24 protein-coding genes are annotated in these 25,079 nt (G+C 62.0%); 7 read left to right on the top strand and 17 right to left on the bottom strand.

From position 1 onward, the window contains the following. Positions 1 to 251: 251 nt before the first annotated feature. Complete coding sequence (locus tag BPNPMPFG_RS10405; protein ID WP_258595212.1) at positions 252 to 626, top strand: hypothetical protein; 375 nt, start codon at positions 252 to 254, stop codon at positions 624 to 626. On the opposite strand, the gene BPNPMPFG_RS10400 is transcribed toward BPNPMPFG_RS10405, so the two are convergent. The 3 genes from BPNPMPFG_RS10400 to BPNPMPFG_RS10390 all read right to left on the bottom strand — a co-directional run bounded on the left by BPNPMPFG_RS10400 (position 627) and on the right by BPNPMPFG_RS10390 (position 2,544). Next, entirely contained in the window at positions 627 to 1,343 is a 717-nt protein-coding gene (locus BPNPMPFG_RS10400) for a Crp/Fnr family transcriptional regulator (protein WP_258595210.1), read from the bottom strand. Positions 1,344 to 1,729: 386 nt separating this feature from the next. Continuing rightward, complete coding sequence (locus BPNPMPFG_RS10395; RefSeq protein ID WP_258595209.1) at positions 1,730 to 1,924, bottom strand: hypothetical protein; 195 nt, start codon at positions 1,922 to 1,924, stop codon at positions 1,730 to 1,732. 404 nt (positions 1,925 to 2,328) lie between these two features. After that, positions 2,329 to 2,544 carry a hypothetical protein gene (locus BPNPMPFG_RS10390; RefSeq protein WP_258595207.1) on the bottom strand — a complete coding sequence of 72 codons (216 nt, stop codon included), beginning with the start codon at positions 2,542 to 2,544 and terminating at the stop codon, positions 2,329 to 2,331. A 216-nt stretch (positions 2,545 to 2,760) separates the two neighbouring features. Here BPNPMPFG_RS10390 and BPNPMPFG_RS10385 point away from each other — a divergent pair, with 216 nt between their 5' ends. Next, positions 2,761 to 2,958, top strand: coding sequence for a hypothetical protein (locus tag BPNPMPFG_RS10385; protein ID WP_258595205.1), 198 nt, complete (start codon positions 2,761 to 2,763; stop codon positions 2,956 to 2,958). A 204-nt stretch (positions 2,959 to 3,162) separates the two neighbouring features. Here BPNPMPFG_RS10385 and BPNPMPFG_RS10380 read toward each other — a convergent pair whose 3' ends face one another. Further along, entirely contained in the window at positions 3,163 to 3,414 is a 252-nt protein-coding gene (locus tag BPNPMPFG_RS10380; RefSeq protein ID WP_258595204.1) for a hypothetical protein, read from the bottom strand. A gap of 272 nt (positions 3,415 to 3,686) precedes the next feature. On the opposite strand from BPNPMPFG_RS10380, the gene BPNPMPFG_RS10375 reads away from it, so the two are divergent. Beyond that, positions 3,687 to 3,980 (top strand): hypothetical protein, encoded by a 294-nt coding sequence (locus BPNPMPFG_RS10375; protein WP_258595202.1) that lies wholly within the window; start codon positions 3,687 to 3,689, stop codon positions 3,978 to 3,980. A gap of 194 nt (positions 3,981 to 4,174) precedes the next feature. Here the strand turns inward: BPNPMPFG_RS10375 and BPNPMPFG_RS10370 are convergent, their stop codons facing one another. The 11 genes from BPNPMPFG_RS10370 to BPNPMPFG_RS10320 form a co-directional block, all read right to left on the bottom strand. Further along, positions 4,175 to 4,366, bottom strand: a complete 192-nt coding sequence (locus BPNPMPFG_RS10370; protein WP_258595200.1) for a hypothetical protein — start codon at positions 4,364 to 4,366, stop codon at positions 4,175 to 4,177. Between the two features lie 305 nt (positions 4,367 to 4,671). After that, positions 4,672 to 5,145, bottom strand: coding sequence for a hypothetical protein (locus BPNPMPFG_RS10365; RefSeq protein ID WP_258595198.1), 474 nt, complete (start codon positions 5,143 to 5,145; stop codon positions 4,672 to 4,674). A 7-nt stretch (positions 5,146 to 5,152) separates the two neighbouring features. Beyond that, on the bottom strand, positions 5,153 to 5,413 hold the full coding sequence (locus BPNPMPFG_RS10360; RefSeq protein ID WP_258595197.1) for a DUF982 domain-containing protein: 261 nt from the start codon (positions 5,411 to 5,413) through the stop codon (positions 5,153 to 5,155). A 262-nt stretch (positions 5,414 to 5,675) separates the two neighbouring features. Beyond that, on the bottom strand, positions 5,676 to 6,353 hold the full coding sequence (locus BPNPMPFG_RS10355) for a Crp/Fnr family transcriptional regulator (protein ID WP_258596699.1): 678 nt from the start codon (positions 6,351 to 6,353) through the stop codon (positions 5,676 to 5,678). A gap of 217 nt (positions 6,354 to 6,570) precedes the next feature. Further along, complete coding sequence (locus BPNPMPFG_RS10350; protein ID WP_258595195.1) at positions 6,571 to 6,981, bottom strand: hypothetical protein; 411 nt, start codon at positions 6,979 to 6,981, stop codon at positions 6,571 to 6,573. 628 nt (positions 6,982 to 7,609) lie between these two features. After that, entirely contained in the window at positions 7,610 to 7,825 is a 216-nt protein-coding gene (locus tag BPNPMPFG_RS10345; protein WP_044548173.1) for a CsbD family protein, read from the bottom strand. Between the two features lie 385 nt (positions 7,826 to 8,210). Then, a complete protein-coding gene (locus BPNPMPFG_RS10340; protein WP_258596698.1) occupies positions 8,211 to 8,594 on the bottom strand; it encodes an alpha/beta hydrolase fold domain-containing protein in 384 nt (127 codons plus the stop codon). Between the two features lie 421 nt (positions 8,595 to 9,015). Continuing rightward, a complete protein-coding gene (locus BPNPMPFG_RS10335; RefSeq protein ID WP_258595192.1) occupies positions 9,016 to 11,547 on the bottom strand; it encodes a patatin-like phospholipase family protein in 2,532 nt (843 codons plus the stop codon). 442 nt (positions 11,548 to 11,989) lie between these two features. After that, the gene (locus BPNPMPFG_RS10330) at positions 11,990 to 13,021 is read right to left on the bottom strand and encodes a hydroxyacid dehydrogenase (protein WP_258595190.1); all 1,032 of its coding nucleotides are present in this window, start codon (positions 13,019 to 13,021) and stop codon (positions 11,990 to 11,992) included. Positions 13,022 to 13,354: 333 nt separating this feature from the next. Then, a complete protein-coding gene (locus BPNPMPFG_RS10325; RefSeq protein ID WP_258595189.1) occupies positions 13,355 to 14,563 on the bottom strand; it encodes an FAD-dependent monooxygenase in 1,209 nt (402 codons plus the stop codon). Between the two features lie 94 nt (positions 14,564 to 14,657). After that, positions 14,658 to 16,172: a glucosamine inositolphosphorylceramide transferase family protein gene (locus tag BPNPMPFG_RS10320; protein ID WP_258595188.1), complete on the bottom strand. Its 1,515-nt coding sequence runs from the start codon at positions 16,170 to 16,172 to the stop codon at positions 14,658 to 14,660. A gap of 303 nt (positions 16,173 to 16,475) precedes the next feature. Here BPNPMPFG_RS10320 and BPNPMPFG_RS10315 point away from each other — a divergent pair, with 303 nt between their 5' ends. Together BPNPMPFG_RS10315 and BPNPMPFG_RS10310 are read left to right on the top strand one after the other, a co-directional pair. Further along, on the top strand, positions 16,476 to 18,530 hold the full coding sequence (locus BPNPMPFG_RS10315) for a GumC family protein (RefSeq protein WP_258595186.1): 2,055 nt from the start codon (positions 16,476 to 16,478) through the stop codon (positions 18,528 to 18,530). A 1-nt stretch (position 18,531) separates the two neighbouring features. Continuing rightward, on the top strand, positions 18,532 to 19,863 hold the full coding sequence (locus BPNPMPFG_RS10310; RefSeq protein ID WP_258595185.1) for a VpsF family polysaccharide biosynthesis protein: 1,332 nt from the start codon (positions 18,532 to 18,534) through the stop codon (positions 19,861 to 19,863). Here BPNPMPFG_RS10310 and BPNPMPFG_RS10305 read toward each other — a convergent pair. Both BPNPMPFG_RS10305 and BPNPMPFG_RS10300 read right to left on the bottom strand, forming a co-directional pair. Further along, positions 19,826 to 21,088, bottom strand: a complete 1,263-nt coding sequence (locus BPNPMPFG_RS10305; RefSeq protein WP_258595184.1) for a glycoside hydrolase family 5 protein — start codon at positions 21,086 to 21,088, stop codon at positions 19,826 to 19,828. The two genes, BPNPMPFG_RS10310 and BPNPMPFG_RS10305, sit on opposite strands and share 38 nt — an antisense overlap. After that, positions 21,085 to 22,254 (bottom strand): DUF1972 domain-containing protein, encoded by a 1,170-nt coding sequence (locus BPNPMPFG_RS10300; RefSeq protein WP_258595182.1) that lies wholly within the window; start codon positions 22,252 to 22,254, stop codon positions 21,085 to 21,087. The genes BPNPMPFG_RS10305 and BPNPMPFG_RS10300 overlap by 4 nt, the downstream gene beginning before the upstream one ends. 315 nt (positions 22,255 to 22,569) lie before the next feature. Here BPNPMPFG_RS10300 and BPNPMPFG_RS10295 point away from each other — a divergent pair, with 315 nt between their 5' ends. Then, positions 22,570 to 23,739 (top strand): glycosyltransferase family 4 protein, encoded by a 1,170-nt coding sequence (locus BPNPMPFG_RS10295; protein ID WP_258595181.1) that lies wholly within the window; start codon positions 22,570 to 22,572, stop codon positions 23,737 to 23,739. Beyond that, entirely contained in the window at positions 23,736 to 25,049 is a 1,314-nt protein-coding gene (locus BPNPMPFG_RS10290; RefSeq protein ID WP_258595180.1) for an MATE family efflux transporter, read from the top strand. Before BPNPMPFG_RS10295 ends, BPNPMPFG_RS10290 begins: the two co-directional genes overlap by 4 nt. Positions 25,050 to 25,079: the final 30 nt, after the last annotated feature.

Raw genomic sequence — 25,079 nt, 5'->3', positions numbered from 1 at the left:
GGAAAAGGGAGGCGACGGGAAGGAGCCGGTCGGCGGTCGAAGGCGTGGCGTTGGATCAGCCGCCAGAGATTGGCGGCGAGATTCTCGCGAATTGGCACGACATCGTCCCCGCGGCAGACGTACGGACCGTGTATTAAAGCGCTAGCTTATATATCAATTGGCACGCCGCGACGATTTGGCGAAAGGGGACCTTTGGCCAATACCGCGACCGGTCCGGCATCGTGAGACTGTACGTTTTGGACAGTTTGGCTATGCAAGCCATGCAAATGGGCGTATTTCGGTACCAAGAGCGACCCCGATCGGCCTCTCGACATCCTGTGATGGAGGGCGGTTTGGATCATACCGGCCTAGTCGAGCTTCTGGACTACACGCACGCTCAATTGAGCAAGATACGCCAGGCGGTCGCGGCGAGCGATCATGCCGGTGCCATGTTCGCCATCGATTGCCTTGTCGGAGCAGCGGCCGAACAGACGAAATGCAAGCTGGCAAGCCTGGAGCATGCCGGCTTGCCGATTGGCAGAAATGGGCCAATTGGCCGGCATAGCGCGGCGGATGAATTTGAAGGCGGTGTGGCACGGCCCGGCAAACTGACGCCATCGGGCAAGCCGGCCGCGGGGCGCCCTTGATCAGGCCTCGCCGATCAGCCTGGCATACTCGGCCTCCGGTTCGCCGTAACCGCCGTTGGCGAGTTCCAGCAGCCCGGTGCGGTCGCGAATGACGATCTCACCGCGGCGCGAGTGGATGAGCGCGCGGCCTTCGAGCAACTGGAGGGCAACGGTGACGCCTGGCCGCCGCACGCCAAGCATGATGGACAGGAATTCGTGCGTGATGGTGAGGCGTTCGCCGGGCACCCGGTCGTCGCACATCAGCAGCCAGCGCGCCAGCCGCTCCTCGAGCTTCAGCCGTGCGTTGACCAGCGCGGTGCAGCCGGTCTGGGTCTGCAGGGCGTTGACGAAGCGCAGCAGGAACAGTCGCAAGGTCGCACTTGCCGCAAGTGCCGCATTGAAAGGGCCGGCATCGACGCGGATTGCTTCGCCTTGGAGTTGCACGAAGCAGGCATGCACGGCACGGTCGTCGCCCATCACCAGCGAAGATCCGGTCATGCCTTCGAGGCCGATGAAGCCCACTTCGGCCTCGTGGCCGCTCGTCGTCCTGGCGACCACCGAACCAATGCCCTGTTCGATGAAATAGACGGCCTCGATCGGGACATTGGGGGTTACCAGCATCTTGCGCAACGGCAGGTCGCAGCGCTGCATATGCGGCTCGAGCAGCGCCAGATCATCCGCAGGCATGAGCCGCAGGAGTTGATTTCGGTATTGGTGGTTTTTGTCGGGATCAGACATTTTGCGGGGATCAGACATGGCGCGGCCCAATGCAGGGCAAGAGCCATCCGATCTCCCAGCCGTCCGCGCCCGTAACAACGTGCCGACGATCGGCTACACATAGGGACTCGGACCGGAGAAACCTAGGAATGCGGTATGGAATTCGATGCACGGCGGCCCCCAAACACCGTTCGCATACGAAAAGATCGACCTGAGCGTTAGTGTCGGAAACGTACCAAGCACTGCATGGTACAAAACCGACATATCCCTGAGGGCGCCGCGTCGAGAAAATCCGCCGGCTAACAACAAAGCGCTATCAAGTCCGGCACACCAGGTCCGGACTCGCGACCTGTCCGAAAGCGGCCAAAGACCCGCGCAATTGTTAGGCCAGCGGCAATGCGCGGCGACTATGTCTTTGACAAACCGGCAGCCCGTTCGATGATGGCAATCTGTCTTTCCGCTTCAGCTTGAGCGATTTGCATAAGCGTATCGATTTCAATCATCGCCTCGATATGGCGAGCGTCGACAACGGCCTTGCGGGCAAGGCGCAGGAACCCCCTGACAATCCGGAGCGTGTCGACAATGCTGGGCTGGTCTGACACCGGTAGCCCTCCCTTGCGTTCTACAACCGCCAAGAGATGACAACGTTCCACTGCGAATTGACTCGCTATTTCTGTACGAAAGCGTACGCTTCTCATGTCGTCCGCCTTCTACGGCACACGGACGCTTGGAAGCCAACTCAGGTGCTCCCGCCCTCTGCGCGGGAGACTGAAATGGCGCTAGACCATTCAGACAACAGAATATCGGCTTTCGAGTGCGATATCCTTCGTAGCGCCTTCAGAAAATCGGTCGTGGAAAGACGCATCGCCGAAAGGGAATGGCGAATGCAGGCCACGCTTCTGGCGCGCGAATTGACCGAACTTGACGATATCGACGACGACATTGTCGACTGGATCGTGCGCAAGTAGCCCTTGCCGGTTTCAGCAAGCAGTTGAATGCGGAAGCGTCAGTCCCCGTCAATGATTTTCCGCGACGCTTTTCGGGCGTTGGGCTTGCGCTTTGCCGCGGCCGCCCCAGTCGAAACTGATGCCTCCGACAAAAGCCGCTGCTCTCGCAGCCGGGCTGTCTTTGCCGCACGCGCCTCGCGTTCGATGGCGATGATGGATTGGGCTTCGCGGGTGGCGCGCTCAATCCGGTCTTTGTCCTGCGGCAGCCGGGTCAAGTAAGTCTCCTGTCGTTCGGTGGCACTCAAAATGCCGGCGACAAGAAAACGTTCCGACCGCAAGCGGCTCTGTACGAAAAGAACATCATCGCGCTCAGGTCTCATTTGTTGTTGAGGGCGCGCGCAGAGTCTCTAAGAGGCCAAAGGTCACCGGCCACGAAACGGGCGCCGGTGCTTGAGAGTGCCGTGTACTCCCGCCCCGCCGGGAGACATGCGATGGAAGACGACGACAGCCAAAGTGGTGTGATATCCGCGCTCGATTTCCACATTCTGAGGAATGCCTTCAAGGCGTCGATTGCCGAATTGCAACTGCCCGAAACGAAATGGGCGGAACACGCCACGGCAATGATGCGCGAACTGACGGACAATGTTCACGTCGATGCCGGCGTCGTCGAGTGGATCATCCGCAAGTGAAGCCGCCGGTTGCCGCCGACCTGGCGAACGACAATGGCAAGCCGGAGGGATCACCAGACCCCGGGGATCACCTGGCCGCGGTGACGCTGGGCATACACGCAACCCTCAGGGCCTGGCGGCTCCTGTCGAATTGCTGGTCGAGGTTTTAACCTTCGAGGCTCCGGCCGACGCTATCAAGCCATAGGACGCCAGCGCGCCGCATTTTCATCCGCTCGAATTCTTTGCGCTACGGGCAAGCTTGTCTTCTTCGCCTTTCAGAAGACCGAAGTCGCCAGACCGCGTTCCACTGCTGGCATGCAGAAAGCCCTCGGCGACCAGGCCGCGACGAAGCAGCTCACGCACGGCAGCCGCGCGGCTCGGCATGCGCTTGTCGAAGCGCCAAGTGTCCAGGGCGGCGAATTCCTCCTCGTTCAGCATGACCTGCAGCCGTTCTGGGCGCTCTAGATTGTCAGTCATGGTGGGCCTCCTTCTGCCGGCGATCAGGGCCGGTGAGCCGAATGAGTAAGCGACTTATCTGCCTCACAATTTGCCAATGGCCTATTTGGTTCCGAGACAGTCAAACGCTTTTGTTGCACCACGTACTCAAAGTGCTTGGGTTGCGCCACTGGCTAAGTATACTAACTAATTGATTTTATTAATATATTTTTGATATTTGTCTTGCTTTAACGAAGTGCTCGGCGCATGGTGAAAGTGAGGGAAAACCCAGTCCTCTTGGACAGGAGTTTGCCATGTACAATTGCCCGATCGAGCTGCGTGACGATCTCAATCACACGCTGGTCAAGACAATCTACGAGTTTGGAATCGTCAACGTTCCGGTTCTGGCGGCACAACTGATCGGCCGCCGCAGCGACCTGTCCCTGGTTGATGCCGAACGGTTGGTGCTCGGTTTCGCCGAGTTCTATTCAGCGCCCATCGAGTTCGACCGGTCGGGGTGCGATTGGCGATTGAGAAAACCTGTCGGCCGAAACAATGACGGCCTGCTTCTCGATATCGTCGAGAACGAGTTTGGGCGTGCTGCCTGACCGAAATTGTACGTTTCCGACATTTATTCTGGTCCTTGCGTGACAATGGGCCGACGCTTTTGGCAGCCCGTTAGAAGCCAGGCACTCCGATCCACGTCAAACGCGCTGATGCCGCGGACTGATCCTCCAAGCCCTGCAGACGCTATCAAGCCACGACCGCAGATTACTTCGTAGCCTGCCAATGCGTCATGGCGTCACTTGCGGATGATCCGAAGGATAATCTCAGGGTCGACAGCACTCGATCCCGTCAGGTCTCTGACCATTTCCTCGGCATGGTCGACCCAGGTGGCTTCAGGCAGCAAACCTTCGGCGACCAAACTTTTGAATGCGCACCGAAGGGTGTGGAAATCGATTGCGGAGACCGAGCTGTCGGCGTCGTCGTTCATCGTCTGGCTCCCAAGGGCGGGAGTACGATGTACACTCTCAAGCGCCAGCGCCCATTCAGTGGCCCGCGACCAGAGAAATGTACGCTTCCGACAATCGGATAGCAAGTCTTGGCACGAAGCCGACAAACGTAAGCCCACCACCGAGGGGTCAGTGGCGGGCTTAATGAAAGCTGTTTGACCAACTTTCCGGCGCCGTGTCGGCCGGGGGGCTTCCGAGGCGCCTCCAGGAACGGGCTGTCATGCAAGAGGTTCCGTCTATGCGCGAAAAGGCACGAGTGGCCGAGATTCGGTCCGGCGACCGAAGTTCAATAGCGGGGCCTTTTGTCGGAGACCACGACCAGCCTTCCCCCAACATTTTGGCACCGTTTGCATACCAGCTTCGACGCCAGCCGCTTTTCGGTGATGAAATCGTAGTGAGTACCGTAGATCTCGATCAGGCCATCGAGATCCAGCGACCCCAAATGACCGCAGCGCGCACTGCCGCAATATGCACTGAGGCCCATGCCTTGTTCGCGAAGCTCGCCGAGCCTCGTGGGCAGTGCCACTGGAACCACGATGTCTTCGGACATCGCCGAGTTCGCCACGACCACGAGGATTGGTTTTCGAAACTCGGCCCGGTCGATGTCGCCGATCGCGTGGACTGCCTTGTCTTCCGCGATGCCTATGAGGGAATCGATCTCTTCCATTGCTTCGACATGCCCGCGAACAAACAAAGCTCTTCGCAGCACGTGCAACGCATCTCTCGTTTCGCAAAGTGTCGTCCGCAGGGTGAGGGGCATTTCGCGCTCACTTCTTCATGTAGCTGTCGGGAAGACAATCGGCTTCGACCGCCGCAGCAATGAAGGCTCGGTGGACGTCCCTTGTGCTGCAACATCCCACTCTTTCCCCCACCAAGGCAGCAAGCGCAGCTAAAAACATTGGACCATCGGATGGCCAGTCGTTTGCCAAAGCGTCGGCCATTTGGGGAAGCGTAGAAAGGACCGAGATAGTGCCATCACTTCTCTCGATCGGGATTCCAGAAAACATATTGGGTTGACTGAATGTCATTGCATAGCTCTCGCGGGGGCGGGAGAATGTTATGCGCTCTCAAGCATCAGCGCCCTTGCAATGGCTGATGACAATTTTGTTTAAGCACTTAAACAAGCCGCCGTCTATTAACTATGACGCATTATGCGAGCAATATCCAATTAGGTTCAACTTCAAAATTTACTTTGATGCAACCGTACGATTTCGACAATTCTTTAGGGATTATTTGTATGAAACCGACAATGTTGGGCCGACCAACGGCAACAGGCTCCGTGGTCGATCATCAGTCCCGCGAACCGATCTCTCCCAAAAGCCTGATATATTCAGCTTCCGGCTCCCCATATCCGCCATTGGCCAGCGCGATCAGGCCAGGGCGGTCCAGTATGATGACCTCACCCCGGCGCGACCGGATCAGAGCAAGACCTTCCAACTGTTGAAGGGCGACCGTGACGCCTGGCCGTCTTACGCCAAGCATCGTGGCGAGGAACTCGTGGGTAATGGAAAAACGCACCCCCACAACACGGTCGTCGCACATCAGTAACCATCGAGCCAGACGGTGCCCTAGCCTCAGCCGCGCATTGACTAGCGCTGTGCATCCGGTCTGGATCTGCAAATAATTGACGAAGCGCAACAGGAACAACCGCAATGTAGGGCTGGTCGTCAGAGCCACATTAAAGCTGCCTGCATCGATGCGCATTGCTTCGCCGTCGAGTTGCACGAAGCAGGCTTGCGACGAGCGGTCGTCGGCCATCACCAGCGAATATCCAGCCATCCCCTCATAGCCAATGAACCCGATCTCCGCCTCGTGTCCGCTGGCCGTGCGCGCGACCACCGACGCAATTCCGTGCTCGATGAAATAAACGGCTTCAATCGGCACGTCGGGCGTCGCAAGCGGCATTCTCAGCGGCAGGGCTACTCGTTGCAAACTCGGCTCAAGCAGCGCGAGGTCTTCCGCGCTCATTTTTCGCAACAGTTCATTTCGGAATCTTGACCGAGAGGAGGTCTCGCGAGCCAGTGCTTGGCCGATGACAGTCGATTTTGAAATTTCGTAGTTCAATGTGTAGCTCCCGCAGGGGCGGGAGCACGATCGACACTCTCAAGCGCCAGCGCCCATTCAGTGGCCAGCGACCAGAGTAATGTACGCTTCCGACAATCGGATAGCGAGTCATTCCCTGCTGCTAGAAACGCTGCTTGCCAGGATCTTTTCTCTGGAGGAGGCGTGGCGACGAATTAGCGGAGTGGTCCGCTATATCAGCTTGAGGGAAGCACGATGCTCCGCCGCCACCTGAACCAACTGTCTCGGTAGGGGATGGTTCCGCGCCTGCTGCCTCGACAGCCCACAAGGGGGCCCGTTGAAACGATGAAGAGGGGGGATCAACCTCGCCAAGCCACTCGTCGTAGCTGGAGTTCAGGGCCGCAAGCAGTTCCGCGGACTTGTCCATGCCATCCTGGAACAGCTCCATGGCGCGTCGCCCAAGACGTTCCCTGGCCGGGTGACCCGCGGCAATGCCGGCCTGACGGCAATAGTCATCGAGCACTTTGGCCAAGATCGAAAGCTGATCTGAATCCGCTGAGCCGTTGAAAATCATCGCGCTTCTCCCATCGTTGGGGGCGAAAGCGCGATCTGCTCTTTCAAGCGCCAGCGCCCATTCAACGGCCAGCGACAAACGGACTGTACGCTTCCGACAATTGGTTAGCGAGTCCCGCGAACTGTCCGAAAGCGTACCAAGTGAGCCGCTTAATTGTTCGGGGGCGGGCAACTCGTTAGGTTCGCGACGCGGTGGACCTCAGGAGCCGCCCTGGCCGATGCGGGGACCCAGCCACCCCCGCCCAACCCAACCCCCGCGTCGGCCATCGATAGAGGTGCCTCGATCGACGGGCCATGCGAACGGGGACACTTGATGCCGAGAGACAAACTCGCCTGATGCCAAAGGACAGATTCGAGTGTCTGCAGGAAACGCCTGGTAGCTGGATGGTGTGGGACCATAAGGGCGGCGCGCCGGCAAGGCTCGGCGGCGTTGAGTTACGAGGCCAGGACAAGCACCGGGCCGAGATCGCGCGCCACATCCTCAGGCGGATCTTTCGGACCGGGCGGCACATCGTTCAGGAAGGGTCCTCGGACACGTAATGCGCACATGCCCAATTAGGTCTCTGTTCTGCAACGACGAAGGCCGCCCTGCCGGACGGCCCTCGGAATTTGGATTGAGCTAAGAGCCCTCAGAGGTTCTTGTTGATCGCGGCCGCTGTCTTGTTTGTCGCGTCCTTGACGGCGGACTTTGCGTCGCCGACAGCCTTCTGGACCTTGCCCTTGGCTTCCTGCGCGGCGCCTTCGGCCCGCAGACGGTCATTGCCGACGGCCTTGCCGACGCCTTCCTTGGCTTTGCCTACGGCCTCATTGGCGAGACCCGAGGCCTTGTCGCTGGTGCTTCCCATGGAATTTTCCTTTTCGTGGATTGTTGCCTGACCGGCGAGGACCAACGTCGCTTTGTTTGGAAAGTTCCGGATGTTGTGGGAGACCAAAACGAAAAGGCCCGCCACCGACGCGAATCGTGACGGGCCTTCTGGAGCACACCGGGCTTCCCACCGCCCGGCTGCTTTCATAACCTTGGGGCAGGACGATTGTTCCGCCAAAACAGGAAGCCGGTGCGTCCTGGCCGCGCGGATGAAAAAACCCCGCCGGCCGGAGCCTGACGGGGTATTTGATTGGAGGAGTTCTGGATCGAATGGGAAACGACCCGGGTGAAGAACGCAAGCGCCGCGAAAAGGTTCCAGCGCCCTGCCGAGGCGGTTCGCCGTGTGTGCTCACCAGGGTGACGGATCACGCCAGTCCCTTGGCAGCCGCACGCAGGATGATCGCGCGCGCCTGGCGGCCTTCCGGCGTCGGCAGCCCGGCATAATTGTGGGGCTGGTCCAGTCGCAGATGCAGCTCGACCGGCACACCTGTCGCCCGCGCCTTGGCGGCCAGATCGACGCTGTCGGGATAGAGCAGGTCTGATGTGCCGGAGAAGACGAGCATCGGCGCCAGGCGATAGAAATCGCCGTTCAACGGACTGACATAGGGATGGGTGACATCCAGCTCGCCGGGATAGAGACGTGCCCCTTCGATCGTGCCCTGAATATCCAGCAAGGGATCACGAGCGGCGATCGCCATCCGCTCCGTGCCGCCCAGCGAGGCATTCACCCCGAGCGAGATCAGCACCAGCCCGTTCGGTTGCCGGTATCCGGAATCTCTCAGCCATTGCGCCGCCGCCAGCCCCAGTCCGGCCCGCCGAATTGCCGATCACAATGACCTTGGCAGGCCCGGGCTCTTCCAGAAGCTTCCGCAGCAACTCACCCGTGGCCGGCACGACCTCCTTGGCTGTGCCACCCGGAGCCAGCGGATAGATCGGCACAACGCAACGAACGCTGGCCTTGCGGGGTGAGAAAACCAATGAAGCGCCAATGGGCGCGCACGGCCCTGAAAGGCTTGGGGCGGAAGCGATCCGAACGCTCATCGACGAGGCCACGCGGCTCGTGGTCGGATATCTGCGATAGTCGCCATGATCCACGGAGCAGCGCGCGCACCGGGTGCCGAGTGCCAGCATCCGGCAGGCATGCTCATGGCCTGCCGGCCTTCAGTCAAATCAAATATGAGCCACGGCCGCCGCCGCCATTGATCCTGGCACGTTGAGCAAGGCGAGAGCCTCGGCAACCTCGCTGCTCCAGCCCTCCGGAGCCGCTGCCGGTTTTCCAAAGTTGTCGACGCCGGTCAGGATTCCACGTGCCGCATGGAACCCCAAGGCGCGATAAGCCTCGAACTGTTCTTCAGTGAAAAACTGATCAACGGTCGTTTCGTGAGGAAACGTTGGATTTCGCCGCATGTAGTCGAGAATGTAGTCGTTCTCATCCCCGCTTAATGATGATTTTATATAGATCAGGACGCCCGCTTCGTCGTCGTCATACTTTATGATGCCAATAGCGGCATGCGGACCATGCCGCCCAGGCGCACCGCCAGGGCCATAAGGAGCGGCTGGCGTGACGCCGAGTGCATTGGCCTGGATCGCTTGCCATCCCAGATCAATTCTCGCGCCGAGATCGATACGGGCCATAACTTCCAGGTTCACCAGCGATGGAAACGTCAAAGCCGGGTCGGCCTCGGCGTCGACCGCGAGGATGACCTTGCAGCGCCGGCGAAGCAGCTCGTAGATGCCGAGATTCTCGATGTGACCACCATCCGTCAGGTAAACATTGAGCTGTTTCTCATTCAGAAGCCCGGCTGTCTCCGCCGCGAAGTACCATGTGCCGACATTTGCGATCCATCGAGTCAGACGATTCTTGAATGCGTCGATGCGAGCAGGATTGGCCAACCAGTAGCCGAGGCGAATGTTCAGCAGCGATAGGCTGAACGTAAGAATCTTGATGGTCCTTCGTCCCATATTCGCGGACGCCGCCGCACCAGAGGTTGCCATCGCCGTTGCAAGACTGAGGTCGGGCACCACACGCTCGATATCCTGCGACCTGACATAGCCGGTCGACTGGCTGCCGACGTGGAGTGGGCTGAAAATGAAATTGTCAGCGTTGCGTCCACGCTTGTTCAGGTCGTCAGAACCTTCAAGATTTATGGCGGTATTCGCCAAGAAATACGGCGAAAACGCAGCGCCTTCCTTCCATCTTCCGATCTTCTCATCGAACGGCTTCAACGATGAGAATTTCCACGTGTCGATCGATTCCGATGGCCGCTGGCCTATGGTCTTTCTTTCCATGAGAAAGGCACGGCTGAGACGATCACGATAGAGTCTATGGAGGGAGTTCGAATTCGGCCCAATCAACAGGCAGACAAGCGAGAGAGCCAAAGCCAGGCCCAGATATGTTGCGCCGATCGGACCAAGTCGAGAAAGGGGCCCAATGTACCAATCCGCCTCGCATTGCGTGATCGTTTTCAGCCAGCGTGGGGTTTCCACGCCGCACCACTCGCCGCCTTTTCGGATCGCCCAGTAACTTAGGTATATGTATGCTGTCCACAGCAGGAACGGCACAATCACGGCGGCAAGGTACAATACAAATCGGCTGCTGTTCTTCTTGATCGTCGCGCTCCAGGTAACGTCGCCAAACGCTGCCTCCGCAAGCTTGGCCAGTTTCTGCGCGACTGAAATCAGAACCGCCACCGCCGGAACCAGCACCGTGGCAATCGACGGCAGAATGCTCGCGAACGCCGAAAGTAGGCCCTGAAATGGTTCCGCCAGAACCAATGTCTGATCGGCCGAGGTGATCACCTTGTCGTTTGCGTTTGCAAGCATCCCGGAAAGCACCAGGGGTTGGATGTCGACGACGAACGAGGCGAACACCACCGCAACCAGCACACCAAGGGCGCGTCCGAGAACTTCGCGGCTCTTCAGCGTGCCATTGCGGAACGTCATCGACGTGTAGAGTGCGCTGCCGAACATCAGCAATGCCGCCAGCGCTGCGAGAGCAACGGTATGCGCAAAGTATTTCATGGTCCCGCTGAGCATTGGCAATTTCGCCGCTGAAATGCCGAAGATACCAGGCGTCACCAGGTCGGATACCGTTGGATTGATCGAGATGGTAAGCACCGCGAGCAACAGCAGAGCCGGCAGAACGATCAAGGCATTGACCAGCAGGCCACGCATCACGAGTGCGATGCTGACCAGATAGTCCGCCGCACCCGTTGGTGCCAGAAAATTGGAGAAGTCACGCAAATGCTGCGTTTCGGGCGTCTCTGCTTCATCGAGCCGGCTTTCGAACGGGAATGAGCGGTTGTCCTGCATCATCCCGGTCACGACCGAAGTGCCGATATAGCCGCCGCCCGACACAGTGGAGAGATAGTCGACGGCATCAAGCGGGCGTGGACTGCCCGCCGGCGACAGGGACTCCAGAGCCTGTAAGACGCCGAGGCAATACGAGGCCGAGCGCACCCCGCCACCCGATAGGGCTATCCCCGTGAGATTGCTGTTTCCCTTCGTCCGAACCGTACCGCGCTTGGGGGCGGAATTTGCGTCGTCGAGTGCCGCATCGCCGCGATCGACAAGAAAATGGGGAGCAGCGTTGCTGGCGGCCTTCGATCTGAGTCCGGCCACGGTGCCGCTGCGTATGGCGGCGCGACGAAAATTGACAACGCTCAGTTCGCGACGAAAGACCTCAACAAAGTTCAGTAGCACGCCTGATCTCCATTACCCAAGGACCGCACGCTGTCTGTATTTTGAGGGAGATATCCTTGCGTCACTAATGCACCTGCAGTCGGCCATGTCTATCGTGGGACCGATTGAATAGCGTGCCTATGGTGGCCAGCTCTTCGTCTTGCACCCAGTTCCTACGAATTTTGGTGCCATCAATTGGGGCGAACGACTTCAATCGGCTGGCGTCAGGCAACTTCGCCAGGCATCGTCGCTCACCAGTCGACAGGTATTTGAACTTAACAATGGCGACCGTGTCGCCGTGCTTGGCAAGGACAATGAAGTCAAGGACACCCGGCAGCTTGGTGGTGCCGTTTCGGGAGGTGGCTGTGTTTTACGACGAGTGCCGAACCAGGGGCCGCATCCCGCCGAAGATTGTCACCGGCTGACCCGGTCGAGGACAGCCTTGTCATCTGCTCCTGCGCCGTCAGTTCTTATCCACCGGCTTCGACCGCATGCGCGACACCGTCTCGCGTTCGGCGCGCTTGGAGCGCAGAGGCGGCAGGCCACGGTCGATCAGGTCCATGTCCTCCAGCACCATGTCGCCCATGCGCTTGAAGGCGATGTCGAGCGCACCGGCGCGGTGGGCCGAGCGCAGAAAGCCGGGCAGGGCACGAACCGGGTGGTGCTGCGCCAGCGGCTCCTCCGGGAAGACGTCGCTGGCGGCGACGATGTGGCCGCTCGTCACCGCCGCCATCAGGGCGGGAAAATCGACGACGCCGGCGCGGCTGAGCAGAATGAATGCGGCGCCCTTGCGCATGCTGGCAAAGGCATTTGCACCAAGAAAGCCCTGGTTCTCGCTGGTCACCGAAGCGACGACGAAGACGAAGTCGCTCGTCGACAGCACCTCATCGAGCGAGGCCGGTTCGACGCCATTGTCGATGAGGATCGATGGCGGCAGCCAGGGATCGAAGACTTTTGTGCGGGTGCGGAAGCCCGACAGCAGCCTGTTCAGCGCGCGACCGAGATCGCCGAAGCCGATGATGCCAACATCGGCGCCCGACAGCAGCCGCGCCGTCTGGTTGCCGTCGCCGCCCCACAGTTCCTTGCCCTGGCGGAAGGCGAGGTCGGCGTCGACGATGTTTCGGGCGAGGTTGAGCGCCATGGCCAGGCCAAGCTCGGCCACCGGCTCGGCAAACACCAGGCCGGTGGTGACGACATGGATGCCGCGCGCGAACAGCGTCTCGTAGGGCATGTTGTTGATGAGATTGCTCTCGACATTGAAGACGCAGCGCAGCGCTTTCATGCTCGCCAGCGTCTCAGGCGTGATCGGCGGCTGGCCGACGATGTAGCGGGCTTCAGCCAGCACTTCGCCCGGCAGTTTCGTCACGCCGTCGGGCGTGGTCTCGACGATGCGGTATTTTTTCCGCAAGCGCGCCAGCTGCGGCGGCGTGAAGATAAGGTGGAGCGTGCGTGGTTCCGGCGCGCTGATGACCAGCGGCAAGGTGTTGTCTGACATGGGTGTTCCTCCCGCGAGGCGCGTCGCGCTTTTTGCTTTGTACATGGCGTTGTCGCAAAATCGCAACCGGGGGATGGTTCCCCGAACTGTTCAAAAGCAGCGCTCTACGGCGCCCCTTGTCCTGCCTGACGTTCGTCGGTCGGCAAGCCAAGCAATTGGCTTTTCGTCCGCTGCGCAGCCCACTTCTCAACCCGCATGAGGAGGGAGATCGGCAGCTCTGGCGCCGGCTATCCTCTTGCAACGCCGGAGACACGCGGGGACGTTTCCTTTCTCCGCAGGGGGGGAGAAAGGAAGACGCTGTCGCCTTCGAAGACGAGAACAGGTGGAGGACCCTCACGCCAGACCGGGCGACCGCCGCTGTCCCAAATGCTTCATCTTGCGGCCGACGATCATCAGCTGGCGGGCTGTGTTGTTGCGCAGGCGGCGGATGCGCCATTCCAGCCCTGTGCCGATGGTGATCGCCTTGGCATAGTAGCTCGCCCGCATGCCGTTCTCATCGGCGGCGATTTTGACCGGGTCGTCATAGAAGGCACAGATCTTGTCGGCCGCCATGCCTGGTGTTTCGAGCCAGCGCGGGATGTGGAGCGAATGGAGCTGATCGACATCGGTCATCACCCGCTCGATGCCGACGCCGGGCGTCGGACACGTCGTGCAGAACGCGTCGCCGATGAAGACAACCCCGTCACGCCGATGCCCTTCCGTCCGCGTCAGATCGATCGGCCTGATCTCGACAGGCCCGCCGACCTTGAAGTTCCCGCATTGCGCCGCGATCTCCGGCATGAGTTCGCAGAGCATTTTCTGCGGCTCCTTGCGAAACGCCTTGGTCCACGGCTCGCCCGCCTGCCGATACACGAACATGTTCGCGCGCATGGTGCCGCCGATGGGAAACACGCTGAGATAGGCGATACGGTCTTCGGCTCGCCGGCCAAAACAAGTGACGGTTTGAAAGGCGCATTCGCCCGGCGCGATGGCAAGATCGAATCCAATCGAAAGCGAATGGGCCTTGGAGTCTTCGATGCGGCGGACGCCGACGGCGCGCCGCAGCGCCTCGCTATGGCCGGTGGACACCACCACCAACCGCGCCTCGATGATGGCGCCGGTGTTCAAAACAAGCCGCTGCTTGTCCGGTCCGGTCGTGATCTCGGCGACCTTGGCCACGGTCAGCGGCACCTGATGCGGCAAGGCGGCTCGCAAGCCATTGATCAGCGCACCATAGGAAAATCCGTATTCCAGGCGCCGTTCGCGTGAGAACAATTGGCCAAGGCGAAAGACATGAATATCGTCCATCGGCGTCATGAGAGGCTGGACGGTCGCGTCGAGACCCAGTTTCTCGAACAGACGCGCCTGGCCCGTACCGAGCTTCTCGGCCCTGAACTCGTCAGGATGGGTCTGATGCGGATCGATCAGCGCCACCCGACGTCCGGCTCTGCCCAGAAGCGTGGCCAGGGTTGTGCCGGCCATTCCAGCGCCGACAATCGCCACGTCGACCATGGTCGGCTCGGTGTTTCCGGCAGGCACTTCAGAAACCTTCTGGCTACTCATCATGCCTCTCCGGGTATTCGTCCCTTGAGTATCTTGCCGGCCCTATCAACCTCAAGCAACCTTTGCGTGAGGCCGATAGTAACCGGTGTTTAGGTTAATCGGCCCGACGCTTCCAGCGCGGCGAGATCGCCGAGCCATCGATGAACTCGAAGCCGCCCGCCTCGTTGAGGGTGTGGAGCTTGCGTCCACCCCATAGCGCACCCGGGTTCAAGATGGTCTCGACAACTTGCTCCATGCCGATCAAATCAAGGTGAGAAATGCGTGCGATGCCGAGGGCCGCGCCATAGCTCCTGCGGCAATCCTGCACCGGGCGCAGCAGATCATTGCCGCGTTTCACCATGCGGCCGGCCGGTCGCGCCGAGGCGATGTCGATCAGCACGGGATTGTTCGGATGCGGCGTCCAGGGGCCGCGAAAATCCGGCGCCGACCACAGATGCAGCGCGTCGGAGAAGGCACCTCCGCCGTCCCGGGTGGTGCCTTCACCGTTCCTGACGGTGGCGAACATCCACCAGCGTCCGTCATGTTCGACCAGCGTGGCGTCGCTGGCAACGACGCCAGACAGGAGTGTGGCTTCCTTGACCCAGCCACCGGGGAACACGGTCGCCCGGTAGAGGTCGACCGTGCTGTTGGCACAGCTTTCCGGGATCATCCAGACCGCGCCGTCGCGCTCGAAGACGAAGGGATAGGAGAGATGGTAGGGCAGTTCGAGCACGGGCACCGGGCTTCCAAGCGGCCCGGCCGGACCGAACGGCACGGCGGAGATGATGGCCTTGCCAAGCCGGTGGATATAGTCCTCGACGAACAGGGTGAGCTGGCCCTGATGAAGGATCGGGAACGGATCGGCATAGAAGCGGCTGCCATCGTCCGGCAGCACCTGCCAGCCCGATGCCGGATGCGCGCGCAGGTCGAAGAGATCCCGGCCCCCGGTTTGCCGCCAGCCGACCTTCCAGTGCGGCGCGTTGTAGCAAAGATGGTAGATCTTCTGGACGATCCGCCGCGCCAGCGACTTGGCTGCCCTGACGCCAAGCTTGCCGGCCGACGGCATTGGCGGCGGGGCACCAGCTTGCGCCGGCTCGGGCAGCGCCGGCACGGCCTTTGCCGCGCCTGACATAGCCGCGACGATCAGGCTTGCCGTGCGCGCCAGCATGTCCTGGAAGGACGCCAGTGCGATGCCGCCATACTCGGTTCCCAGGCGCCCGGCGGCAATCGCAACGCCGTTTTCCTCGATCCGGGCTAACGGCGTCTGGCCGTTGAGGATCAAGGCCAACAAGGCCGCTTCTCCACTGGCGCCATCGTAGGTGACACGCCAGACCCGCGTGCCTTCCAGCCTGACGTCACCGCAGAGATCGAGCACCAGGTCGGGTGAAACGGGCCGCTCCGTGCGGTAGGGAGCGAGTTCCGAAACTGGCACGTGCCTGGCCAGCCCGTCGCGAGGCAAGCCATGTATTGCTGTTTCGAGTTGGAACAAGGCCTCGGCGCTGCGCGGGACGCCGCCAGCTGGCCGGGCGTCGATGACCACCGTCACGTCCGCAAGCGAGGCCAGTCGCTGAAGCAACATGACGTGAAAAGCGCGGACGCATCGGCTGTCCAGGCGAAGGCTTACCTGCATACCGAACATCCGAGGGTTTGACACATGTCATTGCCGACGCGGCCGGCCTGGTTGAAGTGTTGCCCCATCTACGTCCGTCTCCTGCTCGGTTTTGCAATCTCAACACTCCGGGTTCATTCCAAGCAAACTCCGTGCCAAAAATCACAAAAGCTCCGAACATAATTAATAATGTTTTAACAATTGGGGGAATAGCTAGGATCAAGCCGCAATTTGGTCTTGCAGGCAAATGGAGTATTGTAGGAGGCAGCTATGCTATCATCTCTGCCCGCGGCGCCTCAGCAATACTTTCCGGAAGCGGGATCGATGGAATCAGCGGGATCATACCAACCTTCGACTGTCGAGCTTGGCGATCTGAAGCGCATATTGGTGCGCCGTCGCCTCTGGATCATCGGCACCGCGGTGCTGCTGACGCTCGCAACGATGCTCTACGGCCTCCTCACCCCCGCGCTCTACAGCTCGGTGGCGGAAATCATCATCGATCCGCAAGACCTGCAAGTGGTCACCAACGATGTCAATCCGAGCCGGGTCTCGCCCGATGGTGGCATCACGCAGGTTGAAAGCCAGGTCAGCGTCGTCCAGTCGACGGGCGTGTTGCTCAGGGCCATCGCGGCGACCAACCTGACCGAGGATCCGGAATTCAACGGGCAGGGCGCGCTGTCGCGCGTCCTCGGTTCGGGTTCAGCCGCGACCGACGGGACAGTGGCAACGCTCGACAACCTGCGCCGCCGCCTGGCGGTGAAGCGGGCGGACAAGGTTCTGGTCATCGACGTGATCGTCACCGCCAAGAGCGCCGACAAGGCTGCACTTCTGGCCAATGCCATCGCGCAGGCCTATCTGGCCGACCAGAGGAGCGCGCGCGCGCAAGCCGCCACCGATGCGTCGAAGGCGATCGCCGCTCGGCTGGACGAGCAGCGCAAGCGCGTTCAGCAGGCCGAGAATGCCGTCGAAGCCTACAAGTCCGCCAACAACATGGTGATGGCAGCAGGCAATCTGGTCAGCGACCAGGAGCTGACCGAGCTTAACACGCAGCTTTCGGCGGCACAAAGCCGCACCGCGACGCTGAAGGCGCAGGTCGACCAGATGCGCCGGCAGGGCGGCGCGCCGGATGCAACCTCGGAAGCGATGCGCTCATCGGTGATTTCGAGTTTGCGGTCACAGGAAGCAACGCTTGTCGACCAGGTTTCGCAGCTTGGCACGGAGCTTGGACCACGCCATCCGTCGATGATCGCCGCGCAGCAGCAGTTGCGCGACACGCGGCAGTTGATCGCGCGCGAGCTCGGCCGGATCCAGACGGCCGCCGAGACCGACTACGAGCGGGCGCTCGCCAACCAGCAGGCGCTGGAAGCGAAAGTCGCCGGCCTGAAGAGCAAGTCGCTCGACACCGACCAGGCATCCGTGCGGCTGCGCGAATTGCAGCGCGATCTCGAGGCGGTCCGTTCCGTCTACGCAACCTATCTGCAGCGGGCTCAGGAAACGCGCGAGCAGGTCAATGTCGACAGCACCAATGCGCGCGTCATTTCGGATGCCATGCCGGCCCAGAAAAAGAGCTGGCCGCCGCTGGGGCTGCTTTTGTTTGGCGCTGTGTTCGGCGGATTGGGACTGGGCACCGGCCTGGCGCTGATCGCGGAGTACTTCTCGCCGACAGTGCTCTCCAGCGCCCAGATGCAATCCACGATCGATGCCCCCGTGCTTGGCATCCTGCCGGCGGGAGCAAAGGCAGGACGGCGCTGGTGGCCTTTCGGCACGAGCCCGGCCGTCGCGACCAGTCAGAAGACGGACGCAGTCGTGGGCCTTGCGCTCCGGCGCATGTTCAGTTCGGGCCGACGTCCGCCGGATTGGCCGCTGGTGCCATCCATCCTGGTGACGTCGCCGCCAGAAGATGGCCAGCAACGCAACAGGATCGCACGGCTGCTCGCCAACGCCGCGGCGGCCAGGGGCAGCCGGGTGCTGTTCGTCGATACCAACACCGGCAACGGCCAGACGGACCCGCAGCCCGGGATACTCGATGTGTTGCGCGGCGAGTATGCGTTTGAAGCCGTCAGCCGTTACGCCCCGAACAGCAACGTTGCCCTTCTGGGCAGGGGCCGGCCGAAGGCGATCTTCCAGGAAGCGCACGGCGTCTATTTCGCGCAGCACATGCTGGCCCAAGCGAGCCGGAGTTTCGAACTGGTCGTCATCGATGGCGGCGCGCTCGCTGAGAATCTGAATGCCTCGCCACTTGTCGCCATGGTCGACGAGATCGTGCTCGTCGCCAGGTTGAACGCCACCCCGATGCGTGACGTGACAGCGACGATGCAGGCGATTTCCGTCATGGGGCGGCTGCCGACAGGAGCCTTGCTGGTCGACGAGGTGGCCTGACATGGCATCCGGCTGGAGCGGAACCGCCACGAATTTCGGCGCTGCCGCACCCCGCGCCGGCACGTCCGTCGATGCGGTGACCCAGTTTGGACTGATCGCGACCGTGGTGGTGCTGTTCAGCGTCTCGGGCGGCATGCTGTGGCTGCTGGGCTACAATTACGACGGCCTGTCAGGCAGCGCGGCGACCAAGATACATCCCTCCACCTATCTCATCATCCTGCTGTTTGCCTGGCGTTCGTGCACGTTCGGCAATCCGGTCGGCTATTGCGTCCACGTCGCCGACAGGCGGCTGGCCACCGCGCTGATGCTCGTCATCGCTGTCGTGCTCCTGGTCGTCGTTATCGTCAGGCAACGTCCAGGCATGGCCGGCATGATCGACACTTTCGTGGCTTCCGCGCTCCTGGTGCTTATGCTGGGCGAAGATGACGAATGGACATTCGCCCGGCTGCGCACCGTCGTTCACGCCGTCATGACGGTCAATGCGCTGCTCGCCCTTGTCGAATTCGCCACCAAGATACTGGTGTTTCCCTATCGTTTCGATGGCGAGGTGTTTGCCACCGATCCGCGTTCGAGCGCGCTGCAGGGGCATCCGCTTGTCAATGCCACCCTGACGTCGATCTACGTGCTTGCCCTTTTGAGTAGCGCAAGATCGCTGCCGCCGCCGCTGCGGCTGGCAATGGTCGGCCTGCAATGCGCGGCGCTCGTTGCGTTCGGCGGCCGGTCGGCGATGGTGGTGACCGTCCTTCTGGGTGGCAGCTACGTGCTTTTCCACGGCTTTCGCAAATTGCGTACGGGACGCGTCAACCTGCTCGGCGCCGCCCTGGCGATGATGTTGGCCGCGCTGCTGCCGGTTGCCATCGTCGTATTGGCCTCGCAGGGCTTTTTCGATGCGCTGCTTGGCCGCTTCGTTTCCGATGGCGGCAGTGCCAATGCCCGCGTCGAGATGTTCGAGATCTTCAACTATCTGGAGCTGCGCGACGTGATAGTCGGGCCGAGCGTCGATCTCGTCGAGAGCCTGCGCCGGATCAATGGCCTTGAATGGGGTATCGAGAACCCATTCATCCGCATGACGGTCTACCAGGGCGCCTTCTTCACCCTCCTGATGATGTCCAGCTTCGGGCTGTTCATGCATGAGGTGGCCCGCCGCTGCCATCCTGGCGTCTGGCTGCCGGTAGTGGGCTGGCTCATTCTTCTCAACACCTCGGAAAGCATCTCCTCCAAGACCACGCTGCTCACCAAGGTCGTGGTGCTGTGCCTGGTCCTTTACCGTCCGACTCGGTCGATGCTCAGGCCGGTCAGTCCCCCGGCATGGTCAGGCCAAGCGCGTCGATGATCGCCGCGTCGAGGGCCCGCGTGGTGTCGTCCATCACGCCCATGCCGTCGAAGAGATTCCAGAAGGCCCAGCCAAAGCCCAGATCCTCGGCGCCCTGGCGCACGTCGGCGATGTAGCGTGCGCGATCGGGGTTGGGCGCGGCCACATAGCGGGCGTCGGTGCGAAGCGCGCCGAACTCGCCCATGATGATGCGTTCCGGCGCAAGGCCGTGGCCATCGCCCCAGGCGCGGACCTGGGCGAGGTATTTGTCGACAAACCTGCGGTCGGGCTGGGCGTCGAAATAGATCTTCAGCACGCGCTCGGTTTCGGCATAGGCGGCCTGCTTGGCCGCCTCCGACGTTTCGCTATCCTGCGCCATGCGCGCCCTGACAGACGCCAGCGTCAGTTCCAATGAGCCGGCGGATGCCGGCCATGGCACATTGTTGAGCGAGCGGTAGACGGGCTCGCGCATCCACGGCGCGCCTTGATGGCTGAACAGATAGGGCTCGTAGAAGTGAAAGGTGAACAGGATCGGCTCGAACGGCGACAGCGGCGCCGGATCGAGCGCGGTCAGCCCGCTCACCATCGAGCCGCAGCCGCCGGTGACGACCAGCGGCAAGGTTGCGGCCGATGCCCTTGCGGCGGTCAGAAGCGCGAGCTGGACGTCCGACCAGACGTTGGAGGCGCAAGCCTGCGGCGGCTCGTTGACCGCTTCGAGCGCCACCTTGGCGGGCTGGAAGCGCTCCAGCCTGCCGGCAAGCTCGCCGACCAGCCCGCGATAGAGATCGAAGGCGGGTGCGTCGACACTTGCGACCATCCGGTCGGGATTCCAATAGTGGGTGGCGCCATTGGCCTGGACGTTGACGATGATGCCGAGATCGGCATCGAGGGTGGCGGTGACGGCCGCGTCCAGCATGTCCAGCAACAGGCCGCGCGAGGTGGCGTCGGCGGCCAGGAAAGGGCCGGGATCGACGGGCAGGCGGATGAAGTCCAGCCCGGTCTGGCGCAACCGGCGCAGGTCGTGCGCGGTCGGCACCGGCCGCTGCGATTGGAAGGGCGGCCAGTCATAGTCGGTGCGCGGCGCCGGGAATTCGCGCGTCAGCGAGAACCAGGGCCAGGCGTTGACGCCGCGCCGAAAAGGCGGCTCGACGCCGGCCGCGCGAGATGGTGCGATCGAGAGGCAGCCAAATGCCGCCGCCGTCGACAGCGCCGTGCGCAGCACCCGCCGGCGCGACCAGCCTGTCATGCGGTGCGGCGCGATGCGCGTTTGGTCGCGACCGTCCCGGCGGCGGTCACGCCCAGTAAGCGGTAGGCTTCATTCTCATAGGCAACCAGGACATCCTCCCAGCGGAAGGCTTCGCGGGCGCGCGCCCTGGCCGAGATGCCGCAGTTCCTGACCAGGTCGTCATCGTCCTGCGCCTGTTGCATCCGCTCGGCGCAACTGTCGGTGTCGGTGAAGTAGATCGCGGCAGCACCCGCGGTCCAGCGATTGAACGGATTGTCGTGCGCGATCACCATGTTGCCAGCCGCCAGCGCCTCGACCAGCGACGGATTGGTGCCGCCGACCGTGTGACCATGCAGATAGGCGCGGGCGTGAAAGCGCAGCGCCTTCACCGTCGCCTGGTCGTAGATGGCTCCAGGCAGAACCACCGAGCCGTTCGCTGCCTTGCGGATGGCGGCGTGATAGGGGATTTTGTCGGTCAGCGTTCCCAGCACCACCAGCTTCATGTCGCGCTTGCGGCTGCAAAAGGCTTCGACGATCGGCAGGATGTTGTTGTCGGGTTCGATGCGCGCGATCGAGATCAGATAGCGCCCAGGCTCGAGGCCGAGTGCCCGCACCGGCGCCTCGGGTGCCGATGTCACCGGATCGGCGCCATAGGCGATGGTGGCGATGGCGCTGCGCGGGCGGCGCGTCGCCAGATGGTCTGATATGGCAGGATGATCGGCGATCAGGCGATGCGAGGCCCAGGCGCCGATCCATTCGTTAAGCCAGAACCATGTGCGCGCCACCATCCCCCATTTGGCGCGGCGCCACTCGATGCCGTCCATGTTGGTGATGATCTTGCGCCGCTTCAGCCTGAGCCAGGTCAGGAAGATCGCGCCGTTATAGCCGAGCACCAGGCAGACACCCGGCCGTCTGGCGGCGTCGCGCACACATTCCCAGTCAAATTCAAGTGTCGCGCGCGGTCCCGTGGAGGCGACCTGGACATGGATGAGCTCGACGCCGCGCCAGGTTTCGCTGCGCACCCTCTGCTCGACCCGATCGACCTCCTCTTGGCAGTAGACGCTGACCTTCCAGCCTCGCCCGACAAGAAAAAGGGCCAGCCTTTCGGCCAGGGTTTCAAAGCCGCCATGGGCCGCGGGTATACCGCGCGTCCCCAGGATCAGAATGGCAGGCGTCTCTGGTTTCATGGCCGGTGGCACTTTCAGGTGTCTGAATATATTAGCGATTGCTGCATCAATAAAAAGCAAAACGGCAACTTCCGTGCCATCTCACAAATTCGGCGTTCGGGCGGTGATCATCGCGCCGGGTTGTAAAAAAACTGTATTGACCCGATGGTTGTTTCATTATCGGTCAACCCTTCTGTGCGTATTTGTGTCGAAACGAGGCATTGCCAGGGATGGTGTCCGGCAGCCGGACGGATCAATCAGGCATGGTTCTTGCGACAAGGTTCCTGCATGCCGCCGCCCTGGCGCGGTGGTTGCGGCGCCCGGCGGGATACAAAGATGCGGATTGCCTGCGTTCATCAGGGTTATGAACTCTATGGTTCAGACCGCAGCTTCGCGGAGAGTGTCGCTGCGTTGCGCGCCGCGTTTCCGGCCGCCGACATCGAAGTGGTGCTGCCGCGCAGCGGACCGATCGTGCAAATCCTCGAACCACATGCCAGCCGGATCGTCTTCGAACCGCTCTGGGTGCTGAGGCGCCAGGCCATCGCGCGCCTGGCGACGGTCGAGATGGCGCGATTGCCGATGGCTGTGTGGAGAGCATGGCGGCGTCTCAGGGATTGCGATCTCACCTACGTCAACACCTCGATCGTGGCCGACTATGCGCTGGCCGCGCGCCTTCTTCCCCACAAGGCCGTCCTGCACATCCACGAGATCCCCGAAGGCGCAATGCGCAGGATACTTATCGGCCTGATGCACTGGAGCCATGCGGATCTCATCTTCAACTCGAACGCGACGCGAGCCGCCTTCGGCGATCCCCGGGTCGCGCGCACGCATGTCGTCTACAACGGCGTTGCCGGGCCGGCGGCGGCCGAACCGGCGACCTATGACGGCAAGCGCCCGCTGCGCGCGCTGCTGCTCGGCCGCATCAACAGGATCAAGGGGCAGGAAGTCCTGCTGGAGGCGATCGCCTCGATGCCGCCGGCGCTGCGGGCGAGGATCGAGGTGCGGCTGGTCGGCGGCGCCTTCGAAAGCGCCGACCGCGAGCGCGCGCTGGCCGAACTGGTCGAGAGCAGGGGCCTCACCGGATGCGTCAGCGTTATGCCCTTCGTGCCGGACCCTTCGGAGCACTACCGCTGGGCCGACATCGTCACCGTGCCGTCGCGGCGTCCGGAATCGCTGGGGCGCGTTGCCATCGAAGCGATGGCCTATGGCCGTCCGCCGCTGGTGTCGGCCATCGGCGGGCTGGTGGAAGTGGTCCGCGACGGCGAGACGGGTTGGCATGTTCCGCCCGGCGACGCAGCCGCCCTGGCCGACAAACTGCGGGAGATCATTCTGCAGCCCGATGCCTGGCGTGGTTTCGTCGCCGCGAGCCGGTTGCGCTACGAGGCGATTTTCAGCGAGCCGGTGGCGGCGGCGGCGATCGCGGCGATCGCCACGGACAAGCTGAGGGCGGCGCTGGCGAAGCCTGGCCGGGCGCATGTCGCCCGCGAAGCGGAGACCAGCCCGTGACCTTTACGTTTCCAGGCCATCTGCTGCGCCGCCTTGTGCTGATGATCGGCGGCGAGGCCATGCAGAGCGGATTTCACTTCGCGCTGAACATCGCACTGCTGCATGTGCTGTCGGCGGAAGGATACGGCATCTTCGCAATCGCGATGGTGATGGGAGGCGTCGGCCTGTCCTACATCAGATCGCTCACCGCCGTTCCCGCCAGCATATGGATGGGCAAGAGCACCAACAGCGCAGGCGTCGACGCGCACGACGTGACGTTTGGAGCGGCGGCGTTGGTCGTCGCTGCGATCGTGGGTGCCGCGACCGCGCTGCTGATGCTGCTGTGGGGCGACGCGGGCGGCGTCGCGGCCGGCTGCTTCGTCGGCGCGTGGTCGCTACGCAGTCATATGCGCACGGCTTTCTTTGCGCGTCGCCAGCAGATAGTCGTCAGTATCAGCGATTTCACCTTCACCGTCACCGGTGCCGTGATGACCGCGCTGGCGATCTGGACGGCGTCGAATGTGCTGCAGATGGTGTTCTATGCCCTTGCAGCGGCCAATCTGATCGGCATAGCCGTGCTCGCTCGCCTGGCACCCCGTCCGCTTCGGCTGAGCTTCCGTGCGCCGGTGCGGCGACGTTACGCTAAGCTCTGGCGCCAGCTGCGCTGGTCAGGCTTCAGCGCGACAACCGCCAACATCCAGGGGCAGTGCCTGGCGCTGCTGGTCGCGGGCATCGCTGGACCGGCTGCCTTCGCGCCGATCGCGGCGGTTCTCGTGCTGTTTGCCCCACTGCGCATCGTCAGCCTTGCTTTCGTCAACATGACACAGCCGGAGCTTGCGAAGTTGATGGCGAACAATGAGTTCGGGCGCGTGTGGACGCACGCCAAGCTGTGGTCCCTTGTCATGGGGCTCGGAAGCCTGGTTTACGGAGCCGGCATCCTGTTCGTTCTGCCGACGATAAGATCGCAGGCCCTCGCGGATGCATCGGTCGGCTTCATCGGGCTTCTCGCCGTGGCGAACTTTGTACCGATCATGCTCTATATCATGCCGCGCATCGTCCTCGAGATACTCGGCGAATTCCGCACCGTCGCGCTCATCATGACAGCCGGCGCGGTCGTCGGGCTGGTCTTGATCGCAATCCTGCTCGCCATCGCTTCCCCGCCATGGTCGCTTGCGGGTGCCGCTGTCTCCGAGACCGTTGTGCTCGCGGCCTCATGGTATTTCGCGCGCCGCCATATGCTCGCGCTTGAGGGCGGGGACAGCCGGCATGACAGCAAGTCAACGTCGTGGCGACGGGCCGAACCCGCCCCGCTTGCCACCGGAAAAAGATAGGTACGGACATGTCGATCCAGAGAATGACGA

Source organism: Mesorhizobium sp. AR07 (assembly GCF_024746815.1).
GTDB lineage: Bacteria > Pseudomonadota > Alphaproteobacteria > Rhizobiales > Rhizobiaceae > Mesorhizobium.
Note: the sequence above shows the minus strand (reverse complement) of the source record. Positions and strands in the feature narration are given on the sequence as shown.